General features: G+C 58.8%; 13 protein-coding genes and 5 pseudogenes. 5 read left to right on the top strand and 13 right to left on the bottom strand.

What is annotated here, in order from left to right; all coding sequences use genetic code 11:
* Positions 1-304: 304 nt before the first annotated feature.
* Positions 305-2428 (bottom strand): prolyl oligopeptidase family serine peptidase, encoded by a 2124-nt coding sequence (locus XH98_RS15735; protein ID WP_271619154.1) that lies wholly within the window; start codon positions 2426-2428, stop codon positions 305-307.
* Positions 2429-3192: 764 nt separating this feature from the next.
* Entirely contained in the window at positions 3193-3603 is a 411-nt protein-coding gene (locus XH98_RS15730) for a hypothetical protein (RefSeq protein ID WP_271619153.1), read from the bottom strand.
* A 446-nt stretch (positions 3604-4049) separates the two neighbouring features.
* Between XH98_RS15730 and XH98_RS15725 the strand changes: the two genes are divergently transcribed.
* A complete protein-coding gene (locus XH98_RS15725) occupies positions 4050-4568 on the top strand; it encodes a hypothetical protein (RefSeq protein WP_271619152.1) in 519 nt (172 codons plus the stop codon).
* A 406-nt stretch (positions 4569-4974) separates the two neighbouring features.
* On the opposite strand, the gene hemN is transcribed toward XH98_RS15725, so the two are convergent.
* The 5 genes from hemN to XH98_RS15700 all read right to left on the bottom strand — a co-directional run bounded on the left by hemN (position 4975) and on the right by XH98_RS15700 (position 11754).
* Positions 4975-6312, bottom strand: coding sequence for an oxygen-independent coproporphyrinogen III oxidase (gene hemN, locus XH98_RS15720; RefSeq protein ID WP_271619151.1), 1338 nt, complete (start codon positions 6310-6312; stop codon positions 4975-4977).
* Positions 6313-6879: 567 nt separating this feature from the next.
* Entirely contained in the window at positions 6880-7029 is a 150-nt protein-coding gene (locus tag XH98_RS15715) for a hypothetical protein (protein WP_271596965.1), read from the bottom strand.
* A 566-nt stretch (positions 7030-7595) separates the two neighbouring features.
* Positions 7596-8312, bottom strand: a complete 717-nt coding sequence (locus tag XH98_RS15710; protein ID WP_271619150.1) for a sulfite exporter TauE/SafE family protein — start codon at positions 8310-8312, stop codon at positions 7596-7598.
* Positions 8313-9987: 1675 nt separating this feature from the next.
* A complete protein-coding gene (locus XH98_RS15705) occupies positions 9988-10713 on the bottom strand; it encodes an outer membrane protein (protein WP_271596967.1) in 726 nt (241 codons plus the stop codon).
* Between the two features lie 759 nt (positions 10714-11472).
* Entirely contained in the window at positions 11473-11754 is a 282-nt protein-coding gene (locus XH98_RS15700; RefSeq protein ID WP_271596968.1) for a hypothetical protein, read from the bottom strand.
* Between the two features lie 532 nt (positions 11755-12286).
* Between XH98_RS15700 and XH98_RS15695 the strand changes: the two are divergent.
* Both XH98_RS15695 and XH98_RS15690 read left to right on the top strand, forming a co-directional pair.
* Positions 12287-12489: pseudogene (locus XH98_RS15695) on the top strand (transposase domain-containing protein); the annotation flags it as partial.
* Positions 12486-13088, top strand: a complete 603-nt coding sequence (locus tag XH98_RS15690) for a plasmid pRiA4b ORF-3 family protein (RefSeq protein WP_271619149.1) — start codon at positions 12486-12488, stop codon at positions 13086-13088. The pseudogene XH98_RS15695 and the gene XH98_RS15690, both read left to right, overlap by 4 nt.
* A gap of 14 nt (positions 13089-13102) precedes the next feature.
* Here the strand turns inward: XH98_RS15690 and XH98_RS15685 are convergent.
* From XH98_RS15685 to XH98_RS15675, 3 genes and pseudogenes are all read right to left on the bottom strand, one after another.
* Positions 13103-14042: pseudogene (locus XH98_RS15685) on the bottom strand (IS481 family transposase).
* A 560-nt stretch (positions 14043-14602) separates the two neighbouring features.
* Positions 14603-14953 carry a hypothetical protein gene (locus tag XH98_RS15680; protein WP_271619172.1) on the bottom strand — a complete coding sequence of 117 codons (351 nt, stop codon included), beginning with the start codon at positions 14951-14953 and terminating at the stop codon, positions 14603-14605.
* Positions 14954-15062: 109 nt separating this feature from the next.
* A pseudogene (locus tag XH98_RS15675) lies at positions 15063-15549 on the bottom strand (integrase core domain-containing protein).
* Between the two features lie 70 nt (positions 15550-15619).
* On the opposite strand from XH98_RS15675, the gene XH98_RS15670 reads away from it, so the two are divergent.
* On the top strand, positions 15620-16936 hold the full coding sequence (locus XH98_RS15670; RefSeq protein WP_271596969.1) for an MFS transporter: 1317 nt from the start codon (positions 15620-15622) through the stop codon (positions 16934-16936).
* 17 nt (positions 16937-16953) lie between these two features.
* Here XH98_RS15670 and XH98_RS15665 read toward each other — a convergent pair whose 3' ends face one another.
* Positions 16954-17112 carry a hypothetical protein gene (locus tag XH98_RS15665; RefSeq protein ID WP_200469582.1) on the bottom strand — a complete coding sequence of 53 codons (159 nt, stop codon included), beginning with the start codon at positions 17110-17112 and terminating at the stop codon, positions 16954-16956.
* Positions 17113-17443: 331 nt separating this feature from the next.
* Here XH98_RS15665 and XH98_RS41120 point away from each other — a divergent pair.
* Positions 17444-17736: pseudogene (locus XH98_RS41120) on the top strand (integrase core domain-containing protein); the annotation flags it as partial.
* 1257 nt (positions 17737-18993) lie between these two features.
* Here the strand turns inward: XH98_RS41120 and XH98_RS15655 are convergent.
* Together XH98_RS15655 and XH98_RS15650 are read right to left on the bottom strand one after the other, a co-directional pair.
* Positions 18994-19290 (bottom strand): transposase domain-containing protein, encoded by a 297-nt coding sequence (locus XH98_RS15655; protein WP_333932055.1) that lies wholly within the window; start codon positions 19288-19290, stop codon positions 18994-18996.
* A 392-nt stretch (positions 19291-19682) separates the two neighbouring features.
* Positions 19683-19877: pseudogene (locus XH98_RS15650) on the bottom strand (transposase zinc-binding domain-containing protein); the annotation flags it as partial.
* Positions 19878-19925: the final 48 nt, after the last annotated feature.

Below are 19925 nucleotides of genomic sequence, written 5' to 3'. Positions count from 1 at the left end.
ACAGGCGCTATCCTTATCCGCATCCGCACTGACAATGAAGTTAGCCACGGGATCGAGAGGCTAACGCACCGTTTTGCCTTGAGGGCTGTCCACACGAAATGCCTCGCGGGTATTAACAAGAAATCGGCCTTGAGTGACCTACCCGGACTGATAGGCGAGACTGAGGGGGTAGCTGATCGCTCGGATTCATCCCCATGGAGACACCATCGTCCGCCGAGAATGAGCGAAGACGGGCTTGCTGACGCCGCTGCCGATAACGTCGTCCGCCAAGCGTCATCATTGAAGTCGATCTTAGTCCTCGACATCACTCATCGACAAGCCGCCGGAATGCATAGGTATATTCCAAAGCGATCCGGCGTGCCGCTTCAATTAGGTTGGCGGCGGCGCTATGCCCCCCGTCGGTATTCTCATAGTAAAGGTACGGTTGGCCCAACGCAGCGAGCCTCGCTGCAGCCTTGCGGCCATGCGCTGGATGCACGCGGTCGTCCTTGGTGGACGTGAGAATGAAGGGGGCCGGGTAGGTCTTGCCTGGCACCAAGCTCTGATAGGGCGAGTAGCCCTCGAGCCACTTGCGCTGTTCGGGAATGCCGGGATCGCCATACTCGCCGATCCAGGAGGCTCCGGCGCCCAGCTTGGTGAAGCGAACCATGTCGAAAAGCGGAACCTGTAAGATGGCCGCATTGAAGAGGTCGGGTCGTTGAGTGATTGCGGTCCCTACCAGGAGGCCTCCTTGGCTACCGCCGACCACGCCCAGCCGGCGGGGAGAAGTGATTTTGCGCCGAATCAAGTCCTCCGCGACGGCGATAAAATCATCCCATGTCCGCTGCTTCGTTGCTCCTTGGGCAGTCTGGTGCCATTGGGGCCCGAACTCACCGCCGCCGCGCAGGTTCGCGACAACATACGCGTTGCCCTGCTCGAGCCAGAGTCGCCCGGTGAGACCCGCGTAAAAGGGTACGAGCGGAATCTGAAACCCGCCATAGCCATAGAGAAGCGTTGGAGTTGATCCGTCAAACCTTGCGCTCTTGGGTCGTAGCAGAAAGTAAGGAATGCGGGTGCCATCGCGCGAGATTGCCTCGAACTGTTCGACGACAAGTCTCGAGGCGTCGAACCTAGGAGGTGTCGTCTTCAGGGTCTCAAGGCGTTCGGTTGCGCCGTCGAAATACCAGAGCATCGTCGGGCTAAGAAAGCTGGAGACGGTGAACATCGCCTCGTCCGTTTCATGCGATGCCGCAGCTACACCGACACTCGCATCCTCTGGAAGAGGGATCGGCGTGGCCTGCCAGGCGCCCTGATGGTACTTGTAGACGAACGCCCTACTCTGAACATTGTCGAGTATCGTTAGGATTAGCAAGTTTCTTGTGGCGGTGAATCCGCTGATCGCTTGTCGAGGCCCAGGCTTGAAAACGAGCGTGGGTCTGGCGCGCAGCGGATCCTGCTTCCATTCGGTCAGGTCATACGAGATGATCGAGCCGGCTGAGAAGGGGGTGTCTCCAGACGGTGGCATCCAGTCTTCGTTTAGCGTCACCAGCAACCGACCACTCGCGATGCCCCCGATGGTCGCCTTCTTTGGCAGATTGAGCTTGGTCGGCTTGGACCCAAAGAGAACATACTCATGCTCGAACGAACTGATGCTGCGGACGGCGCCGATCGCATGGATCGTGCCTTCACTGTCGCGCAGCACGAATGGTGTGGCCGCGACATCGGTCGGCTCGCCACGGAAGACCTCGCGCGCTTCCGGGAGCGACTGAGCGCGCTTGAGCTCCTTCACAACGAAAGGGTAACCGGCTTGCGTCATGGTCCCTTCGCCCCAATCTCGTGTAATCAGGACCGTGTCCCTATTGACCCAAGTGACCTCCTGTTTTCCCTCGGGAAGTGCAAAGCCGTTCGTGACGAAAGTTTTGGCGATTGCGTCGAACTCCCGGACGAACTCAGCGTCCTTTCCGCCCTCGGACAGGTTGAGCAAGCAGAGGCGCTCTTCCGGCGGAAGGCAGCTCACCCCTTTAAAAACCCAGTTCTTCTTGTCCGCGTCAGCGAGAGCATCCACGTCGAGGATGGTCTCCCATCGAGGGTTCTCGGTACGGTAGCTTTCAAGCGTCGTACACCGCAAGACGCCGCGCACGTGGTCCTCGTCCTGCCAGAAATTGTCGAGACCGCGCCGGCCAAATGAGACGTACGGAATCCGGTCCTTGGCCTGAAGAACGTCGAGCGCTTCCCCATAGAAGCGTTGGTAACGTGGATCAGATTGGAGCGCACTGAGCGTCTTGTCGTTCTCGGTGCGAGCCCAAGCCAATGCGCGCGGCCCTTCGATCTCCTCAAGCCAAAGAAAAGGATCTTCAGCCACGCTCGCAGGCGCTAGCGCTGGGGACTGTCCCGCGGCCATCAAACAGCTGATGGGTAGCGACGCTGCGAGAAAAAGGAAGTCTTTCATGGAAGTTGTCCTGAAGTTAACCAGCCCTGGGCATCTTGCTAGGTGAGTGGAAGCAATCGGAAGATGCATACTCGGCTTCAAAGCGGAGGCATGCGGGAATTGCGTCCGCCGGCCTTCGATGGAGCAAGCAGCGTGCCGCTTGAAAGGGGAGGTTCTTCGACGTTCCCAACCCATTTGAGTGTCGACTTTTGGACGTCCGTCTCAAACCTGACAGTCGGTTCGTAGCAAAGGCGACATGTTGCGCAGCGGCCACCTTGCTCCTCGTCTCACTACGCAAATCTTCGAAGAGCGTTTGCGCCATCGGTTCGGCCACTCACAACTCTGCTCGGATGAATTGCCTTGAGCATGCGGCTCACCTCGCAAACCTTGCGCGAAGGGTTGTCGCTGAAGACGTTGTGGTAAAAGGAGGCCATGCAGCGTTTTGGGCGCGCATCGAGCAGGAACCGGCGAAGCTCTCGACAAGGTCTCTGCAGCAGTCCGAAATGACAGTTCGGGATCCGGCAAAGATCGCGGTCGATTTCTCGAAAGCAAGCGGCATCGCCGGCGTCGTTTCGGGTCCGAGGGTGAGGGGGACGACAAACTCAGGCGTCCTGAACCTCTCAGCTCGCGGCGCAATGATGATCTGATACGAAATTTTGCTTGTGCATGACGCCGTTGCGCGGAGGGCCAGCGGAGAGCGCTGGCTCGGCAAATGTTCGCGAGCGCGCGGGACTTGCTGTCCTGGCCACCAGAACATTGCGAATGTCCACCCTGCTCACTGTAAGTCAGGCGAGTCTGGCGGTGCCGCGCATCTGCATCGAAGGCGGCTTTCGGGACCAAATGGCAGCTACCAGAAAGCAAGGCTCGTCGTGCAAGAGGCTTGGCTTTGCGAAACGCTTCATTAGTATCGTTGTCAGCAAAACACGAGACGATCGGCGGGCGTGAAGGCCGAAGAGCCTTTGAATTTGTGCGCGCGGCAACCACACCACAACATCCAACGTGATGGCCCAGGAGACCGAATAAATCAGCCATCGAGCAGCTTTGGCGGATATCGGCGAGCAGTTGCTGGCTGCCGTCGGCGCGGCAAAACCTGTCTTGCATCCAAAATCTTGATGTGCGCGGCGTTCGTCGGTTACGCTTGCCACGTGCCCGTCATCTCGAACAACCTGCTGGAACTGGTAGTTGATCAGGTGCAATGTTTACCGTCCAATCGCGCGATTGCGGCTCGGCCGATCAGCCGTGGCGCTTGCGTGGCGCGTCCCAGACGAAGTTGCTGGTCTGAGCAATGCGTGAGGCGGGCTCCATCGAACGCTTGCAGGAATCTTCGGACGGTTTGCATTCGTGCCGGGGCACTGTAAGAAAATCTGCAAGGTCCTTCTGAATGATGAGAGAATGCTGCGCCATTGCCGACAAAGACGAGACCCATTGCTCGTTGGTGGCGCTGTCATGGAGAACGCGCAAATTGTCGCGTTGCGTTGCGCAAGAAGGAGCTTTCATAAAAGCAGGCGCAGCCGATCGGGAAGCTCGCCAAGATTGATTATTGATTATTGTATCGACGCTGGTAGTTCCTGTAGCGGGGGAGCATCGCAGGCTATCGCATCGACAAATAAGCCCGCTAGAATGGGATCTTGAGCGAGGGACAATGGACTTGAGTGATCAAGCGGCCGCTTCAGACTTGCGGCCGCTCTTGGACGCGCCGTCAAGACGGATTCTCCCGGTTTTGGTGCTGCCGCTTATCCTCGTCGGCTCGTGTGCTGCTGGCGCCTGGCTTTGGGCTAACCTTGAAGAGCCTGTCGAGACGCCGGAAAGCAGGGAAGACGCTTCAACGATGCGCCTGTCACTGGAGGACAGGGCATCCCTATTCGAGATAAAGTGGGCGCAGCAGAAAGCTAGCGATGAGATCACAGAACTCAACCGCCGGAGCGATGCCCAGCGGAAGGCCCTCAAAGATATCCTGGATCAGATCACCATGCTGACGTCGCGGATCGATTCGCTGCAGAGTTCAACACCTGTCCCTTCTGCTGCTTCCGAGCCTCTTTCTTCGCCAGCCCGAACTGTTTCGAGCGCCGCCGGGAAACGCTTCAGGCGGTCCAAACCACAGGGACCTGTTTCCGTCGGAGGCGCGCCAGTGATCGCCGGACCGAAGAAAGCCGAGCCTTGAGTCTGAGCCGCTGCAGGCGTGGTCGAGTGTCCAACTGTGTTCGAGGAGGGGACCGCAGGTTCGCAGAACCGCCTCTAGCCGTAAAATTTCCGAACCTGGTGCGAGCGACGGCTTCTCCAGCGACACGTCGCTGAGGCCGTCACCATTATCAAGAGCACTCAAGGGGAGGTGGGGCAGAGCCCTTTGGGCATGATCGAGCCGTGGCCCTGAACGGCGCAATCCGCTGCGCTTCTCTTTTAAATCCCTTCCTTTTAGTCCGCCCTCCCGGTTTGGGGCCATATCTGAAAGGTCGTTGCCATGACACCGCCGCTGCATCCTCGAAATCTGACCTGTCTGCCGGAGGTGCCTCTTCAGATCATTCCGTCGCGAAGAGCTTAGATGTTTGAGATCTGCTCACATGCGCGGCTTAGTTAATAGGGGTACGGTCGAGATAGCTGTCGAATGCGGCAGCAACAGCACGAATCAGAAACCGGTGTTCCTGCTTGACCTGAATGAATCCCTCTTCAATGTCCACTATCCCGTCTTCGGCAAGCATTCCCAGCCGGTTGGCCGAATTGAGAAGAGGAATCGGATCAAACCCATGAGCAGCACAGATCGCTGGTACGTCGGCCTGCAAATCGCACATCAGACGCTCGATGATTGCGGCGCGGAGGCGATCTTCGGCGGTGAGACAATAGCCTTTTGCGGTTGCCGGACGACCAGCCTGAATGTGTTCGTGATAGGAGGCGGTTGCGATCTCATTCTGGACGTAACCCTCACCCAGACGGCCAATGGCTGACGGACCTAAGCCGATTACGGTTTTGCAGGTATCAGCTGAATAGCCCAAGGAGTTGCGGCGCAGCCGACCGGCTTTCTGCGCCAGCGCGAGCTCGTCGTCGGGCAGGGCGAAATGGTCGAGCCCGATCTGGCGGTAGCCGGCCGAGACCAGCGTATCTGCAATAGCCGCGGCTTGCTCGGCGCGGGCGACATTGTCCGGCAGCGCCGCCTCATCGATCTGGCGCTGACGTTTCATATAGGAGGGGACGTGAGCATAGCCGAAAACCGCAAGCCGGTCTGGCCGCATCGCCAGAGCCGTCCGTGTAGAGTCCACGCAAGCGCGCACCGTCTGATGCGGCAGTCCGAAGAGAAGGTCGAAATTGATGCGGCTTATCCCATGCTGGCGAAGAGTTTCGACGACAGACGCCGTCTGCACCCCGCTCTGCACGCGGTTGACCGACCTTTGAACCACCCCATCGAAGCTTTGCACACCTATGCTCGCGCGATTGACGCCGGCCCCTTGTAATGTTTCGACCGTCTCGGCCGTGAACGCACGTGGGTCGATTTCTATGGCGATGGTAGCTGATTTGCTGAACGCGAAGCAGCGTCGCAGGAGTCCCATCAAGGCGAGGAAATCGGCCGGTGCAATGGTGGTCGGCGTCCCGCCGCCGAAATGTACGTCGCTTACCGGCAGGTTGCGAGGCGCTTGCTCGGCGATCAAACGTATCTCGGCATGCAACGCCGCCAAGTAATTGCGGATCGGTCGCTGGTTGAGAGTGAGGCTTGTAGGAAAGCCGCAATACCAACAGATAGAACGACAGAACGGAACATGGATATATAGCGACACGGGATCGTCGGGCGACAGCCGCCTCAACCATGTCACACAAGTCTTGGCACCGACAGTTGCGGAGAAATCCGCTACGGTCGGGTATATGGTGTACCAAGGCAGGCGAGCGTCGCAATACTTGTTCAGGAGAGAGGTCTTCAAACCCTAACTTTCTCGTGGTCCAGCGGCATGAAGCTGCCCGATGCCCACTGTTATGTCTTTGCGTTATGTCAAAGGGGTCTAACGGTCCCTGAGACTTGGCCTGCTTTCGATGTCACTGCCAAACGCAGCGTAGGGGTTGAGGCCCGGAAGTGGGAGCCGCTCGTCCGCGATCATATGGACGTTTATGGTGGCATATGAATTTCTACGAGGACGCTCGAATTAGCGCGGCGTGCCGCGACTAGCCGCGCATCAACCTCTCATCGGGTCGCGTCGTTTCCGCATTCCCTGGCGTGCTGCCTTTTTGCGACGGAAACAGGATCTTAAACCTCAGCATGGCAACTGAGCTTATTGCTGGACTTTCAACCCGGTTTTCCGAGGAAAGTCCGAATTGGTTGCTCCGCAACCGACGGATGCCTCCCGTTCAAGGTCGGAGTGTCACGGAGATAAGTAGCTTGCTAGATCAGAGCGCGACGTGCGATTGCAGCACGTGACGCTACGTGCGATTCAAGACTTTTGGAGCTGCTCACGAAAAAAAGTTCTTGGTTTCACGCATGAAATCAATGAGCCTCAATTCCGCCACGCTACTTGTCTCATTGCAGCAAGCATCATCACGGATGTACTGATGATGTTGGGGTAGCCCCGGCGCACTTCACCGCCCTCGGCAAGGTGCGTCGGGTCGCCTTGGCTCGCCGGCGTCTCGTTCAGATCAAAATACATGGCACCGACTCAAAACGACTTGGACGTCGTGCTGATGGCAAACGCGAGCTCGGAACGATTTGCTATACGTTCTATTCTGCTTCATCGTTGAGGCGTTTTGTTTCTGATAGCACCGTTGTTGATCGGTCAGATCGCATATCTGTGCAGCTAGCCTTCATTGGCGTCGCATCACTGCGATGCACCTCCAGACTCATTTCCACATAAGCCTCCTGGTGAGGCGTCGCCGATCTCGGGTATGGCCTTGCGAGGCTTCAATCAAGCGTGCCGGACGAAGAGCACCTGATGAATGGCCCCGTTTGCTCGGCGGGCCTGCCCGACGTTGATCCTCCCGTCGATTGGAAGCGCGAACCGGATGCGACCTAGTGCTGCCGTCCGGCCGAGGACGATCAGCCGAAAGGCGCTCGGATCCGCCTCACCGTCGCTCGACCCTACGGCTTTTCGCGATCGTATTGTCGGCTTGCAGAGTTGGGCAAGGCGCTCGGACCAGGCTTGAGCCGCAGCTTGCAGAAACCTTGTACTTCAATCTGACCGCGCTGGCATCCCGCATGCAAGATGTCGTTTCGACTTCAAGCGCGAACCAATTGAATGCCGGCAACGAGCAGAACCGCCGCCAGTATGAATCTGATGGCTGTCTGGCTCAACCATTTTAGGCCGATTACTGTTCCAGCGACCGCCCCCGCCAGCACGGCGATTGCGTAAAGAGCCAAATCAGGGGAAGGAAATTGGCCAGTGAAAAGAGCTCCGAGGAATCCAACTGTGGAGTTGGCCAGGATGAAAGGGGGTGATAGCGCGACGGCCTGCCTCGGTGATGCCCAATTCAGTGCGATGAGCGTCGGGGCGAGGAACACACCCCCGCCCACCCCAGTCAGGCCGGAAACGAGGCCAAGGATCGCGCCGATGCTCACGCTTGCCCAGAGCGGAGTTTCGCCGACGCGATCGACAGATCGTCCGCGCTGCATGATCATCATTGCGCTCGCCAGAAGAAGAACAAGCCCGGTCAGTGTTTTGTACATCTGCTCCTCGAGCCCAATCAAACCACCGGCAAGCGACGCTGGCATCGACGAAACAAGAAGAGGGCGCAGGATTGTCCAGTCAACGACCTTGTTGCGGTTGAACAGCCAAGTGGAATAGGTCGCGACGACAATGTTGAGACCAAGCGCCGTGGGGCGCATCTCTGTCGACGACATCCCAAAAAATGCCATTAGCGAGAGGAATGCAGTACCGCCAGCCTGGCCAACACTCGCATATAGCAGGGAGATGATCGCGAAGAGCAGGGAAGCCATGCTTCACCGATTTCGGCGACGACCTTCGCCCTGTTTTACCAAGCCAATCATGATTGGTGCATCTGGTGCGGCCTAATTGGGTTTCCGCTCGGGGGCGGATCTAAGCGTTTCGCTCGAATCACGCGGCCGGAGGTGCAGTCAGTTCAAGTTCCTTAGCGAGTGCCATGTGTGGACCCTCCCATCAATCGCCGAGGTTAGTGGTTGACTGGGCCCAATAGGGGTGGGTTTGAATCCCTGAGAGGACGGCACTCGAGGGGGCCGCCGAGGCGAGCTGCCGAGGTGAGCTGCATTTCTTGCTGTAGCTCACCTCATGTCGTGGCTCGCAATGGTGCTGTCGCCTTCGCTCCCCATGTCATGAATGCTTCGAGGCACCTAGCTCGCAACCAGCCGTCCGCGTTTGAAGCCCTTCTCGACGATTGATTTTGGCGAAATCAACAGTTGGTATGGCACTTGCTGGTCCGATCCGGGGGGCTCTCACCTTTGGAGATGCGCATGCAAAATGTCTTCCGCATCAAGCAGGTCTCGCGACTGCGGCTATCTCTTGTTGCACTTTTGACGTGGCCCTTTTCCGCCCGTTCGGTTCGTTTCTACCGGGCCTGCCGGACGGGTCCGATGAAGCGCCGGACAACGATGCGGGGAGCATGGCGTCTGCATCGGATCTTTCGTGCTGCTCATCGATCGCGTCACCGACGCTGTCACACGCCGACGATCAGCAACAGGTTAGCGATGGAGGATTCGCAAGATTGGGAAAAAGGATGACGCTTCTGTCGTCTTCATCTGAAAGCAGGGAATTGGTACTGACAAGACGCAGATCGAGTCCCGCACCGACAAGCGCGTGCTCTCCCTTACGTGTACCGCGCAGTTCAGAGCCCGGGATCTCCTCGTGCTCGCACTCGAGAGAAAGCGAAGCGTCGTTCGGAGGCGACCGCGTTTTTTCGCCATCAAAGATAAACAGATCCAAGCATCTAGCCGTTAGTGCTGCGGGTTCTTGTCGCCAGCACAGTCCCGCGGCCCTCAGTCCGTCACGGCCGGCATGAGTAAGGTGGAGGAATCCTTGTGTTCGCATTGAGTCGATCCACACGGACGACAGGCGATGATCTCCGATTTCGCCAGCTCCGCCATCAGCGAGCACTTGTCGATCGCCTCGGAGCAAGGATGATGACGCTATTTCGGCTGCTTGACGCGGTGATCACCCTGGCGCATTCGGCGGCAGAGCAATGAATGCGGCAAATGGCGTCGGAGAGGGAAAATTGTCATGGGAAATTGGGATGATCCTGGGAACCAGCGACAATGCAATCAATTTTCATGTCGGAAAGCTCGGTGACCAGTCGGATTCAAGCAGTCGCGACAGCTACTCGCCTCGACGTTGTCTGAATTCAGTTGAGAAACGACCGCCAACTGTTTTCTGGCAAACTGAGCATGGCGCTTTCGGTGAACTCGCAGATATAGCGCTCCTTTGGGCAAGTCTGCATCTCGCATTGGCTGAGCTTCTGGGGCTTCGTAGGGTCGGTGAGAGGTGCATGGCTCTCTGCATCCAGCGGGTGATCCTTTGCTCAGACGAGCTCGCACCGCTTGCTCCGGCAGTGGGACAAAGGTCTCTAAGGGAGAGGAACAGCTGAGGAAAGAACCCCGACCGCCGGTCGGGGTCCCGATTCATGCGAGCGCGTGGGGGTCTTTATCTGGCAAACGGCGAGCCAAACTTGTAGTTGAGCCGTGCCGTGATGAGATCGATGTCCTGGTGCACCCGATCCGCGCCAAGGGCCGCGGGGAAGCTTATGTTGCTGCGTTGCATGAACAAGTGGTTATACTCGACGCCGGCTGACCAGCTCGGCGTAAGGCTGACTTCGGCACCGGCGCCCAGCACGCCACCCCAGCGCACATCATTGTTTTTGCCAATCTCTGTGCCAATTGTCACCGAGTTGACGTGATAGGTGTTGCTGGTCACCGCAGCGCCGCCCTTGCCGTAAAGGAGCACAGCATTGAACGCGTATCCGATATGGCCCGTGAGTAGACCGAATGCATCTGTCGTGGTGCCAACGGTGTCTGCCGGGAAGGCGGTGCTGACATTGGCGCCGCGGAAGTCGGCCCAGTTGCCCTGGCCTTCGAGGCCGTACACCATGTTGAAGATGTGCCAACGATAGCCGATCTGGCCGCCAATGGTACCGCCAGTCGAATTATGGCAGCCCTCGGAAGCGACGCCATTGAAATCCCAGCAATTTCTGCTCGTCCCCCAGCCACCATTGGCGCCGATATAGTAGCCGGACCAATCGATGATCGGGGCCGCGACCGGCAGCGGTGCCGCCTCGACCTTGACAGGCTGGCCGGCCAGGTCCGCGCCGAATGAGGGAGTGGCGGCACCAAGTGCGCCCATAATTGCAGTCAGAATCAGAATCTTGTTCATTCGCGTGTCGTTTCCTTTCGGTGCCCCCCGGCGCCGTGCGTTTAACAACATGAACGCGAATTGCTGTAACTGCCGCACCACATGTCCTCGAAACAAATGTCACCAATCGTACGTGGCGTCAGATTGCGGAGCGCGCAACTCAGCAGGCTGCTCCGCTTCTATGGAGAGGCTGTGGCTCGGCAGCGGTTGCGCCGTGCGGATTGTGCTTTGGCATAATTGTTCACGATGAGCTGCGACGCGAAGCAATTTGAGAGGTGTTTGGCTTGTTCTGCCGATAAGGAGCGACAAACCCAGGCGGCGCCCTACAATGATGGACCGATGGCGCCCTTGGTCGCTCGAGGTCATTCTTGCGGCTCGGTGTGCCATCGCTTGAGCGAGGCAATGCCGACCGATTGCAGGATCTTTGGCTCGGGAACGACCACAAGTGTAGCTCGAAGTCCGTCAGCTTCTACCATCGATCGATGGTCGCGAAGCCTGCTGTGGCTATGCTAGACAATGCTCTTGCTTAAAATTGCGCAAGCCCGTGCCGAGCTGAAGGTAAAAAAATGGTCGGCTTCCTGTCACGAGCGAATGCTAGCGCGGCCACCCCGTCTCGTCCATTGGGCCTGTATTCAGCTTGCTGATCTCGGGTCGCCAGAGGAGCTAGAGGCCTCAACTTTCGGGAACGTTCTCGTCAACGGGGCCGCACGTGAGTAGAGAAAAGTCTGCTCGACCACGTGCTGACCCGATTGTTCTATCGGTAAAGGCGCCCTGAATACCTTAACGGTGCCGGACGCTCTCGCCGGTCCATGTACAAGCGCGTGGTCGCTCGGGCGGCAGCGCCAGTTCAGTCCGCAAATTGCGTATCGCCTCGTTTGCCAAATTCAGAGTATTCCGTTCTCCGTTTCTTATTGAATACTCGAGGTAAGTGCGCAATCGGCTTTGAAGGGCGGCCTTGCGATTATGTGCCAGCAGCGGATCCTTCTCGACAAAGCTCCAAGCTTTCTCAAATGCGACGCTCAAGACGGCATTTTTCACCTGGGGGGAAGAGAACTGATCCATCTCAAACACTCCTCGACATCCTGATACAATGAAGTACCTTCGCAAAAGCAAACCGAGATTGTGTTGCATGTCTCAGCAAGAAAGACGTCAGTCTCTGCAGACGTTCTACCGAGCTGCTCACGGTGCTTTCAGGAGAGGATAAAGATGCTTGTTGAAGTTGCGATGACCGAACGATGTGCCAGGCACAATTCGAATAATTTTGAAACGAGTACGGGTTGTCGCACTATTCATCGCCGTAGTGGTCCTGTTGCTAGGTCACGAGTCACAAGTTGTGGCTCCTCTTTATTCACTCGGAAGATCGTCTCCAACCAGTCGCGATTAAAGCCGAGGATGAAAATGGAATGGCCCTGCTCCTTCCCACCCTCAGGCCAAGAAGCGTCCAGACCGCAATACTCCTTGTGATGTCGGATTGTGATCATGTAGCGTGTTCCGGATGCGACTTCTTTGTCGGCTTTTTGACATGTCTCGATGGCCAATTGCCGTGTGAGTCAACTGCGCGTGGCTTTTCGGCGCTACTGGCGGCCGCAGAGCTGCGGGTTGCGACGAGGGGGCTAAGAGTTGGGCCGTACTAGCTTCGTTAAGACCTGTAAGCTCAATAGCGTCAGCGCCGAGTTTTGGCTCTCCGACGTCCTCGCCAAGCTCGTTAATGGCTGGCCGGCGGCGCGACTAGACGAACTGCTTCCCTGGGCGTCGACCTGCACGATGCATGGGCTCGATCCGAGATTGGCAGCATGAGCCTCAACACGACCGCCGTCCGGATCAGGGTAACCCTCAAGGACGTAAAGCCAGAGGTAATGCGTTGCCTTGTCGTACCCGTCACCCTGCGCCTTGATCGGCTGCATCTGACGCTTCAGGCGGCGTTTGGCTGGACGAACAGCCATCTCTTCGAGTTCCTAGCCGGCGACGGCTGTTGGGGTATCCCTGATCCCGATGGAGATTTTGACCCTCAGCCCATCGATGCCCGCAAGACGCGGCTCTCCAATATCGTTCAAGAGACCTGCGCCAAGACGATCCATTATCTCTACGACTTCGGCGACAGCTGGGATCACGTGATCAAGCTTGAAAAGTGGTTCGACAACACGACAACGGAGGGACTTCCCCTCTTGCTCGAGGCCGCCGGCCGTTGTCCTCCGGAAGATGTCGGTGGTGCGTCAGGCTATGCCGAATACCTCGACGCCATCGGCGACCCCACCCATCCAGAGCACGAACATATGCGCCTCTGGGGCCCCGAGCAGTTCGATCCCAACGTCGTTGACCGGAAGGCGCTCGAGGCCGCCGTCAATGCATTGTCGGAAATATGGAAGCATCGGCGACGCACCATGCGCTCAAAATAGGCATAAAGCGCCATTCAAAAGGGCCGCAGAGCTACGCTTACCTTTCGACAGAGCGGATTGAGGGTGAATCCTTCTGGCTCTTTTGTCCAGGCCTTGCAGATGAACTCGTAGGGTGTGAGGCCTTTGAGAGTTTTGAGTCGGTTGGCGAAGTTATAGGCGTTGACGAAGTCTGAGAGGTGGCTGCGGAGCTCGGCGTGAGTTTCGTAGTGGAAGCGCTTGACCGTGGCGTCCTTGATCGTTCGGTTCATGCGTTCGACTTGACCGTTGGTCCAGGGATGTTTGGGCTCGGTGAGGCGATGATCGATATCGTTGCGGGCGCAGGCCACGACGAAAGCATGCGCCCAGAACAACTCCTTCCGCTCGATCTTCTCCTTGATGTCAGCCGCGGTCCAACTGTCGCCGGCCGGATCGGTGAAGTGGGTGCCATCCTCCGTGAGGACGGTGTGAACCTTGTAAGGCACGGCCTTGATGAGATTCTGCAAGAAGCCAGCGGCGACGCGCCTGGTGGCTTTCTCGTGCAACTCTGTGTAGGCGAATTTCGACGTGCGATCGATGGCGACGAGGAGATAGAGCCGGCCTTGGGCGGTGCGGACTTCAGCTATGTCGATGTGGAAGTAGCCGATTGGGTAGCTCTTGAACTTGCGTTTTGATGCCTTTGCCATCTTCCGGCAGCCGCGAAACGCTGTGGCGCTGAAGACATCGATGAAGCGATGAGCGGGTCAGGTGCGGGATCGTGGCCTGAAGAGCGTAGAGACAGTCGTCGAGCGGCAACAGGGTATGCTTGCGAAAGGCCACGATGATGGCCTCGTCCTCTACCGATAGAGAGGTGGACTTTGGCTCCTTGGGCCCTGTCTTCAGATCAGCGACGGAGCCGCGCCTCTTGCACTTGGCGACCGTTTTGGGTGATCCCATAGCGCTTAGCAGCGCTCTTAGGCTCTCTTGACTATTTTGTATTGCTCGACGGACCGCCTCCGTCGTGGTGGCGCAGCCGTGTTAAATTTGTCCCATAGCTTCCTTCGAATCGTGCGACAAGGATGCACCATCAAAGTCTGGGACTAAACACCTAGTCTAAACGCTGCAAGCCCTCTTTCCGCTTAGACTTGTGTGTGGGACGAACTAAAACTAAGTTGCGGCTGCGCGGGCGGCGGGAACACCATGCGCTCACGGCGTAAATTGTGCCGATGATAGCGAAAGCGATCGAGAGCAAGAAGAAGAATAGCATCGCTTGAACCTCTTAATTGTCGAAGGTGGTCTGGCTGCATGCGTGGACCGACGCGCGCAGCGCCGAATTAAGCCAGACGCCAATCTTCATACAACGTGACGTAACGTCAGGATCAACAAGCCGGGCGGGGGGAAACGATGTCCTGGCGGTTTTTCTTCACCTGATCGTCCGGGTTCCTTGGATTCAGCGATGGCGCCAACGCTGTCATGGCCGGCGAGCGGATCCGACGATAAGGCGATAGCGAGTCGGGTCTGGCCTCGTAACAGGTCACCGACGCATCGCCCTCACCGAATCAGCGAACCTCTCCTTCCGAGCCTGTTTTCGCGATTGCGAGGTCGGACGTCGATTCCGACACGGCTCGTGCTGCTGTCAGAGGATCGGCTCCGTACTCCGAGTAACCCTGTTCGCTGTCAGGGCCGGCCAAACGAAAGGAGGATTTCTGGTTCATCGTAGCCGTCAGGAGCAATGCCTTTTCGGCGCAAAGCTCGGATATGCTGTCCTCGCCGCGCAATCCTTCCAGCACGATGCAAATCACCTCTTCCCCGAATACTGCCGGCGGGTCTGCCGCCGAATGTCCTTTAGCGCTTGGTCTGCTGACGCTGCCGGATTTCTGTTTCATCGCCTTAGGAAAGGCCGAGATCATCCATTTGGTCGAGCAATCGCACCTTCCGGCCAAGGCGCACACTGGACAAGCTTGGGTTCCCGCGCGCGCGTGGGGTATGACCTGCCGCTGAATTTTCATCCAGCGGCAGCTAGATGTTTGGTCCCGGCATTAGCCGGAGCGGATTGAGGGTGAATCGTTCGGTTTTGTCCAGGCCCTGCAGATGAACTCATAGGGTGTGAGGCCTTTGAGAGTTTTGAGTCGCTTGGCGAAGTTGTAGGCGTTGACGAAGTCTGAGAGGTGGCTGCGCAGCTCGGCGTGAGTCTCGTAGTGGAAGCGCTTGACCGCGGCGACCTTGATCGTTCGGTTCATGCGTTCGACTTGACCGTTGGTCCAGGGATGTTTGGGCTTTTGCGAAAGGCCACGATGATGGCCTCCTCTACCCATAGAGAGGTGGACTTTGGCTCCTTGGGTCCTGTCTTCAGATCAGCGACGGAGCCGCGCCTCTTCCACTTGGCGACCGTTTTGGGATTGATCCCATAGCGCTTAGCCAGCGCTCTTAGGCTCTCTTGACTATTTTGTATTGCTCGACGGACCGCCTCCGTCGTGGTGGCGCAGCCGTGTAAAATTTGTCGCATCGCGCTTCCTTCGAATTGTGCGATAAGGATGCACCATCAAAGCCCGGGACTAAACACCTAAGCAGGACACATGACGGCCTCGCCTCACGCGACCTCGCCAAGCGCGAAACCGACATCCATTTCAGCGCCCCCTCATCTCGCCATCGTGCTGTTCTCGCTCGCGATGGGCGGCTTTGCGATCGGGACCACCGAATTCGCATCGATGAGCCTGCTGCCCTTCTTCGCGGCCGACCTTCACATCGACGAGCCGACGGCCGGACACGCGATCAGTGCCTATGCTCTCGGCGTGGCGCTGGGCGCACCGCTGATTGCCGTGCTCGGCGCAAAATTCGCGCGGCGCACGCAGCTCTTGGCATTGATGGCCGTATTCGCGCTCGGCAACGCCCTCACCGCGCTGGCGCCCGGCTTTGGTTCGATGGTCGCGGCCCGCTTCCTCTCAGGGCTACCCCACGGCGCCTATTTCGGCATCGCCGCGCTGGTGGCCGCCTCGCTCGTTCCGCAACATCGCCGCTCGCGGGTGGTCGGCCAAGTGATGCTGGGCCTTACCGTCGCCACTATCATCGGCGTGCCGCTCGCCAATCTGATCGGCCAGGCGGTCGGCTGGCGCGCGGGCTTTGGTCTCGTCTCGGTGCTGGCGCTGCTCACGATACTGCTCTGCGCGTTGTTCGCGCCGCGCGACCAGGCCGGCCGCTCGAACCCGCTGCGCGAGCTCGGCGCGCTCAAAAGCCGCCGGGTCTGGACCACGCTCGCGATCAGCGCCATCGGCTTCGGCGGCATGTTCGCCGTCTACACTTACCTCGCGACGACATTGATCGAGGTCACCAAGGTCAGCACCGAGGTCATCCCGTTCTTCCTGGCTATCTTCGGCATCGGCGCCACGCTCGGCAATCTGTTCGTGCCGCGCTTCGCCGACCGCGCCTTGATGCCGACCGCGGGCGGCATCCTGGTGTTCGCGGCCGTGGCGCTGCTGGCCTTTCCGCTTGTGGCCGGCAATCCCTGGCTGCTCGCGATCGACATCTTTGCCATCGGAGCCAGTGTCGCGCTCGGTGCTGTCTTGCAGACGCGGCTGATGGATGTTGCAGGAGATGCGCAGGCGCTCGCCGCCGCACTCAACCATTCGGCGTTCAACACTGCCAATGCGCTCGGCCCGTTCCTGGGTGGGCTTGCCATTCGCCAGGGTTGGGGTTGGACCTCGACGGGACCGGTCGGCGCCGCGCTGGCAATCCTTGGCCTGCTGATCTGGTTCGTCGCCTGGCGCGACAACGGCCCTGCGCCGGTCGAACATTTCTCGGGCAGCGGCGCCACGCCACGCGAAGATGCTCCGCTGAAGCAGGCGCCGCCGCTGGCGCCGCGTGAGCGAAGCCGTTCCAAGGAACCGGTGGCCTGACGGCAATTGCAACGCGCTCAGAACAGAGCGGCGTTGAGCGCCTGTCCGTAGATCATCGCGGCCACGAGCGAGACCAGGAGGCCCGCGCCGGAGAAGATCACGAGGATCTTCAGAGTCTCGACATCGACATTGGTTCCCGTCGCGCGGGATATTGCTCTTGCCAGTGCAGCAATCATCGCCAGCTCCGAAGCCGGCCGCGCAGACGCGGGGCCTGACTTCATCTAGATGTTTAGTCCCGGGCTTTGATGGTGCATCCTTATCGCACAATTCGAAGGAAGCGCGATGCGACAAATTTTACACGGCTGCGCCACCGACGGAGGGGGTCCGTCGAGCAATACAAAATAGTCAAGAGAGCCTAAGAGCGCTGGCTAAGCGCTATGGGATCAATCCCAAAACGGTCGCCAAGTTGAAGAGGCGCGGCTCCGTCGCTGATCTGAAGACAGGACCCAAGGAGCCAAAGTCCACCTCTCTATGGGTAGAGGAGGCCATCATCGTGGCCTTTCGCAAAAGCCCAAACATCCCTGGACCAACGGTCAAGTCGAACGCATGAACCGAACGATCAAGGTCGCCGCGGTCAAGCGCTTCCACTACGAGACTCACGCCGAGCTGCGCAGCCACCTCTCAGACTTCGTCAACGCCTACAACTTCGCCAAGCGACTCAAAACTCTCAAAGGCCTCACACCCTATGAGTTCATCTGCAGGGCCTGGACAAAACCGAACGATTCACCCTCAATCCGCTCCGGCTAATGCCGGGACTAAACAATATCCGGTGCCGGCTTGGACTCATCGACGTCCTCTGACCACGTCGCGACATCCACCAGTTCGGCGATACCCGCTGCGTCGATCTATGTTTTTCAATTCGTCGTTCTTAGCGGAGGAGGCAGTGACGATGCGAAGACCGGCGCTCCCCGCGCCGTAGCAAGACCGCGACCGCCGAGAATGGACGGATGACAGCATCTGCGTCGACTTGAAGCGCTGGACGCGCCACCCATCGAGTAGTTCCGCTTCTCGTCCTCGGACAGGAACACCAGACATCGACGCAACGCGTTAGCTCTTGCGAGGCAGAGCCACAAACCCAACCCTGTCGCGGCACTGGATCAGAGCGGGATTAATCGGCAGATTAGCATTTGAAGCAATGCCACATAGGGGCTTCCTTACCATCACGACTTTGCGGACAAGGTCGTCGGCTTCTTGCAACGAGGGCAGACGGGAATGGCACTGGAACGCGGCCTGTGGGGTTGGTGACGAAGGAGGCGTGCAGAGACTAACTGAGAGGGTCCGCCGGATGCTCGGCGAAATCAGGTGAACCTGACGGGCTCAAAACCGACCCGCCCGCGGCGAGCCTTTCGACTTGTTCGACAAGTTGGTCTCTGGCCCGTTGATCGCGTATCCGGAAAAAAGCGCGGATCAACCTAAGTCCCTGCAAATCGCTTTGCGCTGAAGGCGCGTTGTCATTCATTTTCCAGCTCCCACCCCTTTCTGTAGGCGATCCGAGTGGCAAGTGCAACGAAGTTCTGTGTCGCGCACAGGTTGCAGTGTAAATTCGGCAAAAAGGAGGAGCCCTACGAGCAACGACTCCGACAATCGGCCTTAGCTCCCCTGGATACCGATGCAAATTTCCTTCGAGGCTACTTGGCCGGAGGCCGCAAGGGCTCTCCGCCCACTTGCGGGCGGCGGGATCGCGCAGCGGATCGTCCTGATAGGCGAGACAGACGTAGCGCTGCCGCCGTTCGCCAATATCCTCGGGCACGGCCGTCATGGGCTTGCCAACGCGAAAGGCGACTGACCCTCTCGATCCGGCATGCCGAGAATCTGATGCGCTGCGGTTGCAGGTTTGATTCCTGCGATCGTTACCGCACGCAGCCGAAGGCACTCGGGATTGCGAGCGACACGTTCGATCCCTCGCGCGCCAGGTTCTTCGGCGTCACGCGCACCCCGAAGCCGCCGCGACGCGTGCTTCCATTGCGCGGCTCATGAGCCGTACGCATACGACGAAGGCCGCCTGATTGACGCATGCGCGCGAGCACGGCGAGTTCTACGATGGCGTTGCGTGAAGGTCAGGCGGCTTGCTGATCGGCGGACTTGCCGGCTTGGTGCAGGCGCTTCCATTCCCAGGGCAGCAGTTCGCGCAGACGCGTCGTGGGAAGATCAGCGATCCGGGCGAGGACGCCGGCGAGCCAAGCCTTGGGATCGACGTCGTTGAGGCGACAGGTCGTGATCATCGTCAGCATGATAGCGGCACGGTCGGCGCCACGTTGGCTGCCAGCGAAGGTCCAGTTGCGCCTTCCCAAGACAATGCCTCTCAATGCACGCTCAGCGCAATTGTTAAAGGGCATGATGTTTTCAGCGCTCAAACCCGGTGGAGAGGACTGGTCGTCCGGATTAGTCTGTCGAAGCCGGGATAGGGCGCTGGAGCACGAAACGGTGGCAGGCCGCCATGACCATGAGCTGTGAGCTCGCTTTGTTACTTGGCCGCCCCCTACGACTTGCCCGGCTGCGCTGCGAGCGCGGATCCGTAGATGTCGTGCAAGCCACTGGCTCCTGAGACAACGGTGATCCAACCGAGAAGCTCGATGCGATGGAGGCGATCGTGCCGCCCCACCTGCGGCGCGGCGTCTTCCAGCCCACCGACCAGCTGATCGAACTTCTCAGGCGTACCTCGTAATGGAGAGCGGGGTTGGCGGTGATTGGTGCAGGAGCGCGATCAAATAACGGCCAGCTCCCCATTACCGGCTTTGCCCATAAGACAGGAGTTGTAGGCGATCCGGGTGGCACCGCAGTCGTCGCATTGCTCGATGTGGCCGCCAAGCACAGCCGTCCGGCATGCCGTGATTGCGCCCATGACGCGCCGCTCGGCGCGGCCCAGATGTCCGGCACGAGCTTGCCGAAACGCTTCGCCGTAGCGGCGGAAGATATCCGCCACTTCCAGAACCGGAGCCATCAGGTCCGCTCAGCCGGGCGGCACGACCTCCAGGCGGAGCCGGTCAAG

The sequence above is a fragment of the Bradyrhizobium sp. CCBAU 51745 genome (assembly GCF_028128715.1).
Classification (GTDB): Bacteria; Pseudomonadota; Alphaproteobacteria; order Rhizobiales; family Xanthobacteraceae; genus Bradyrhizobium; species Bradyrhizobium manausense.
Note: the sequence above shows the minus strand (reverse complement) of the source record. Positions and strands in the feature narration are given on the sequence as shown.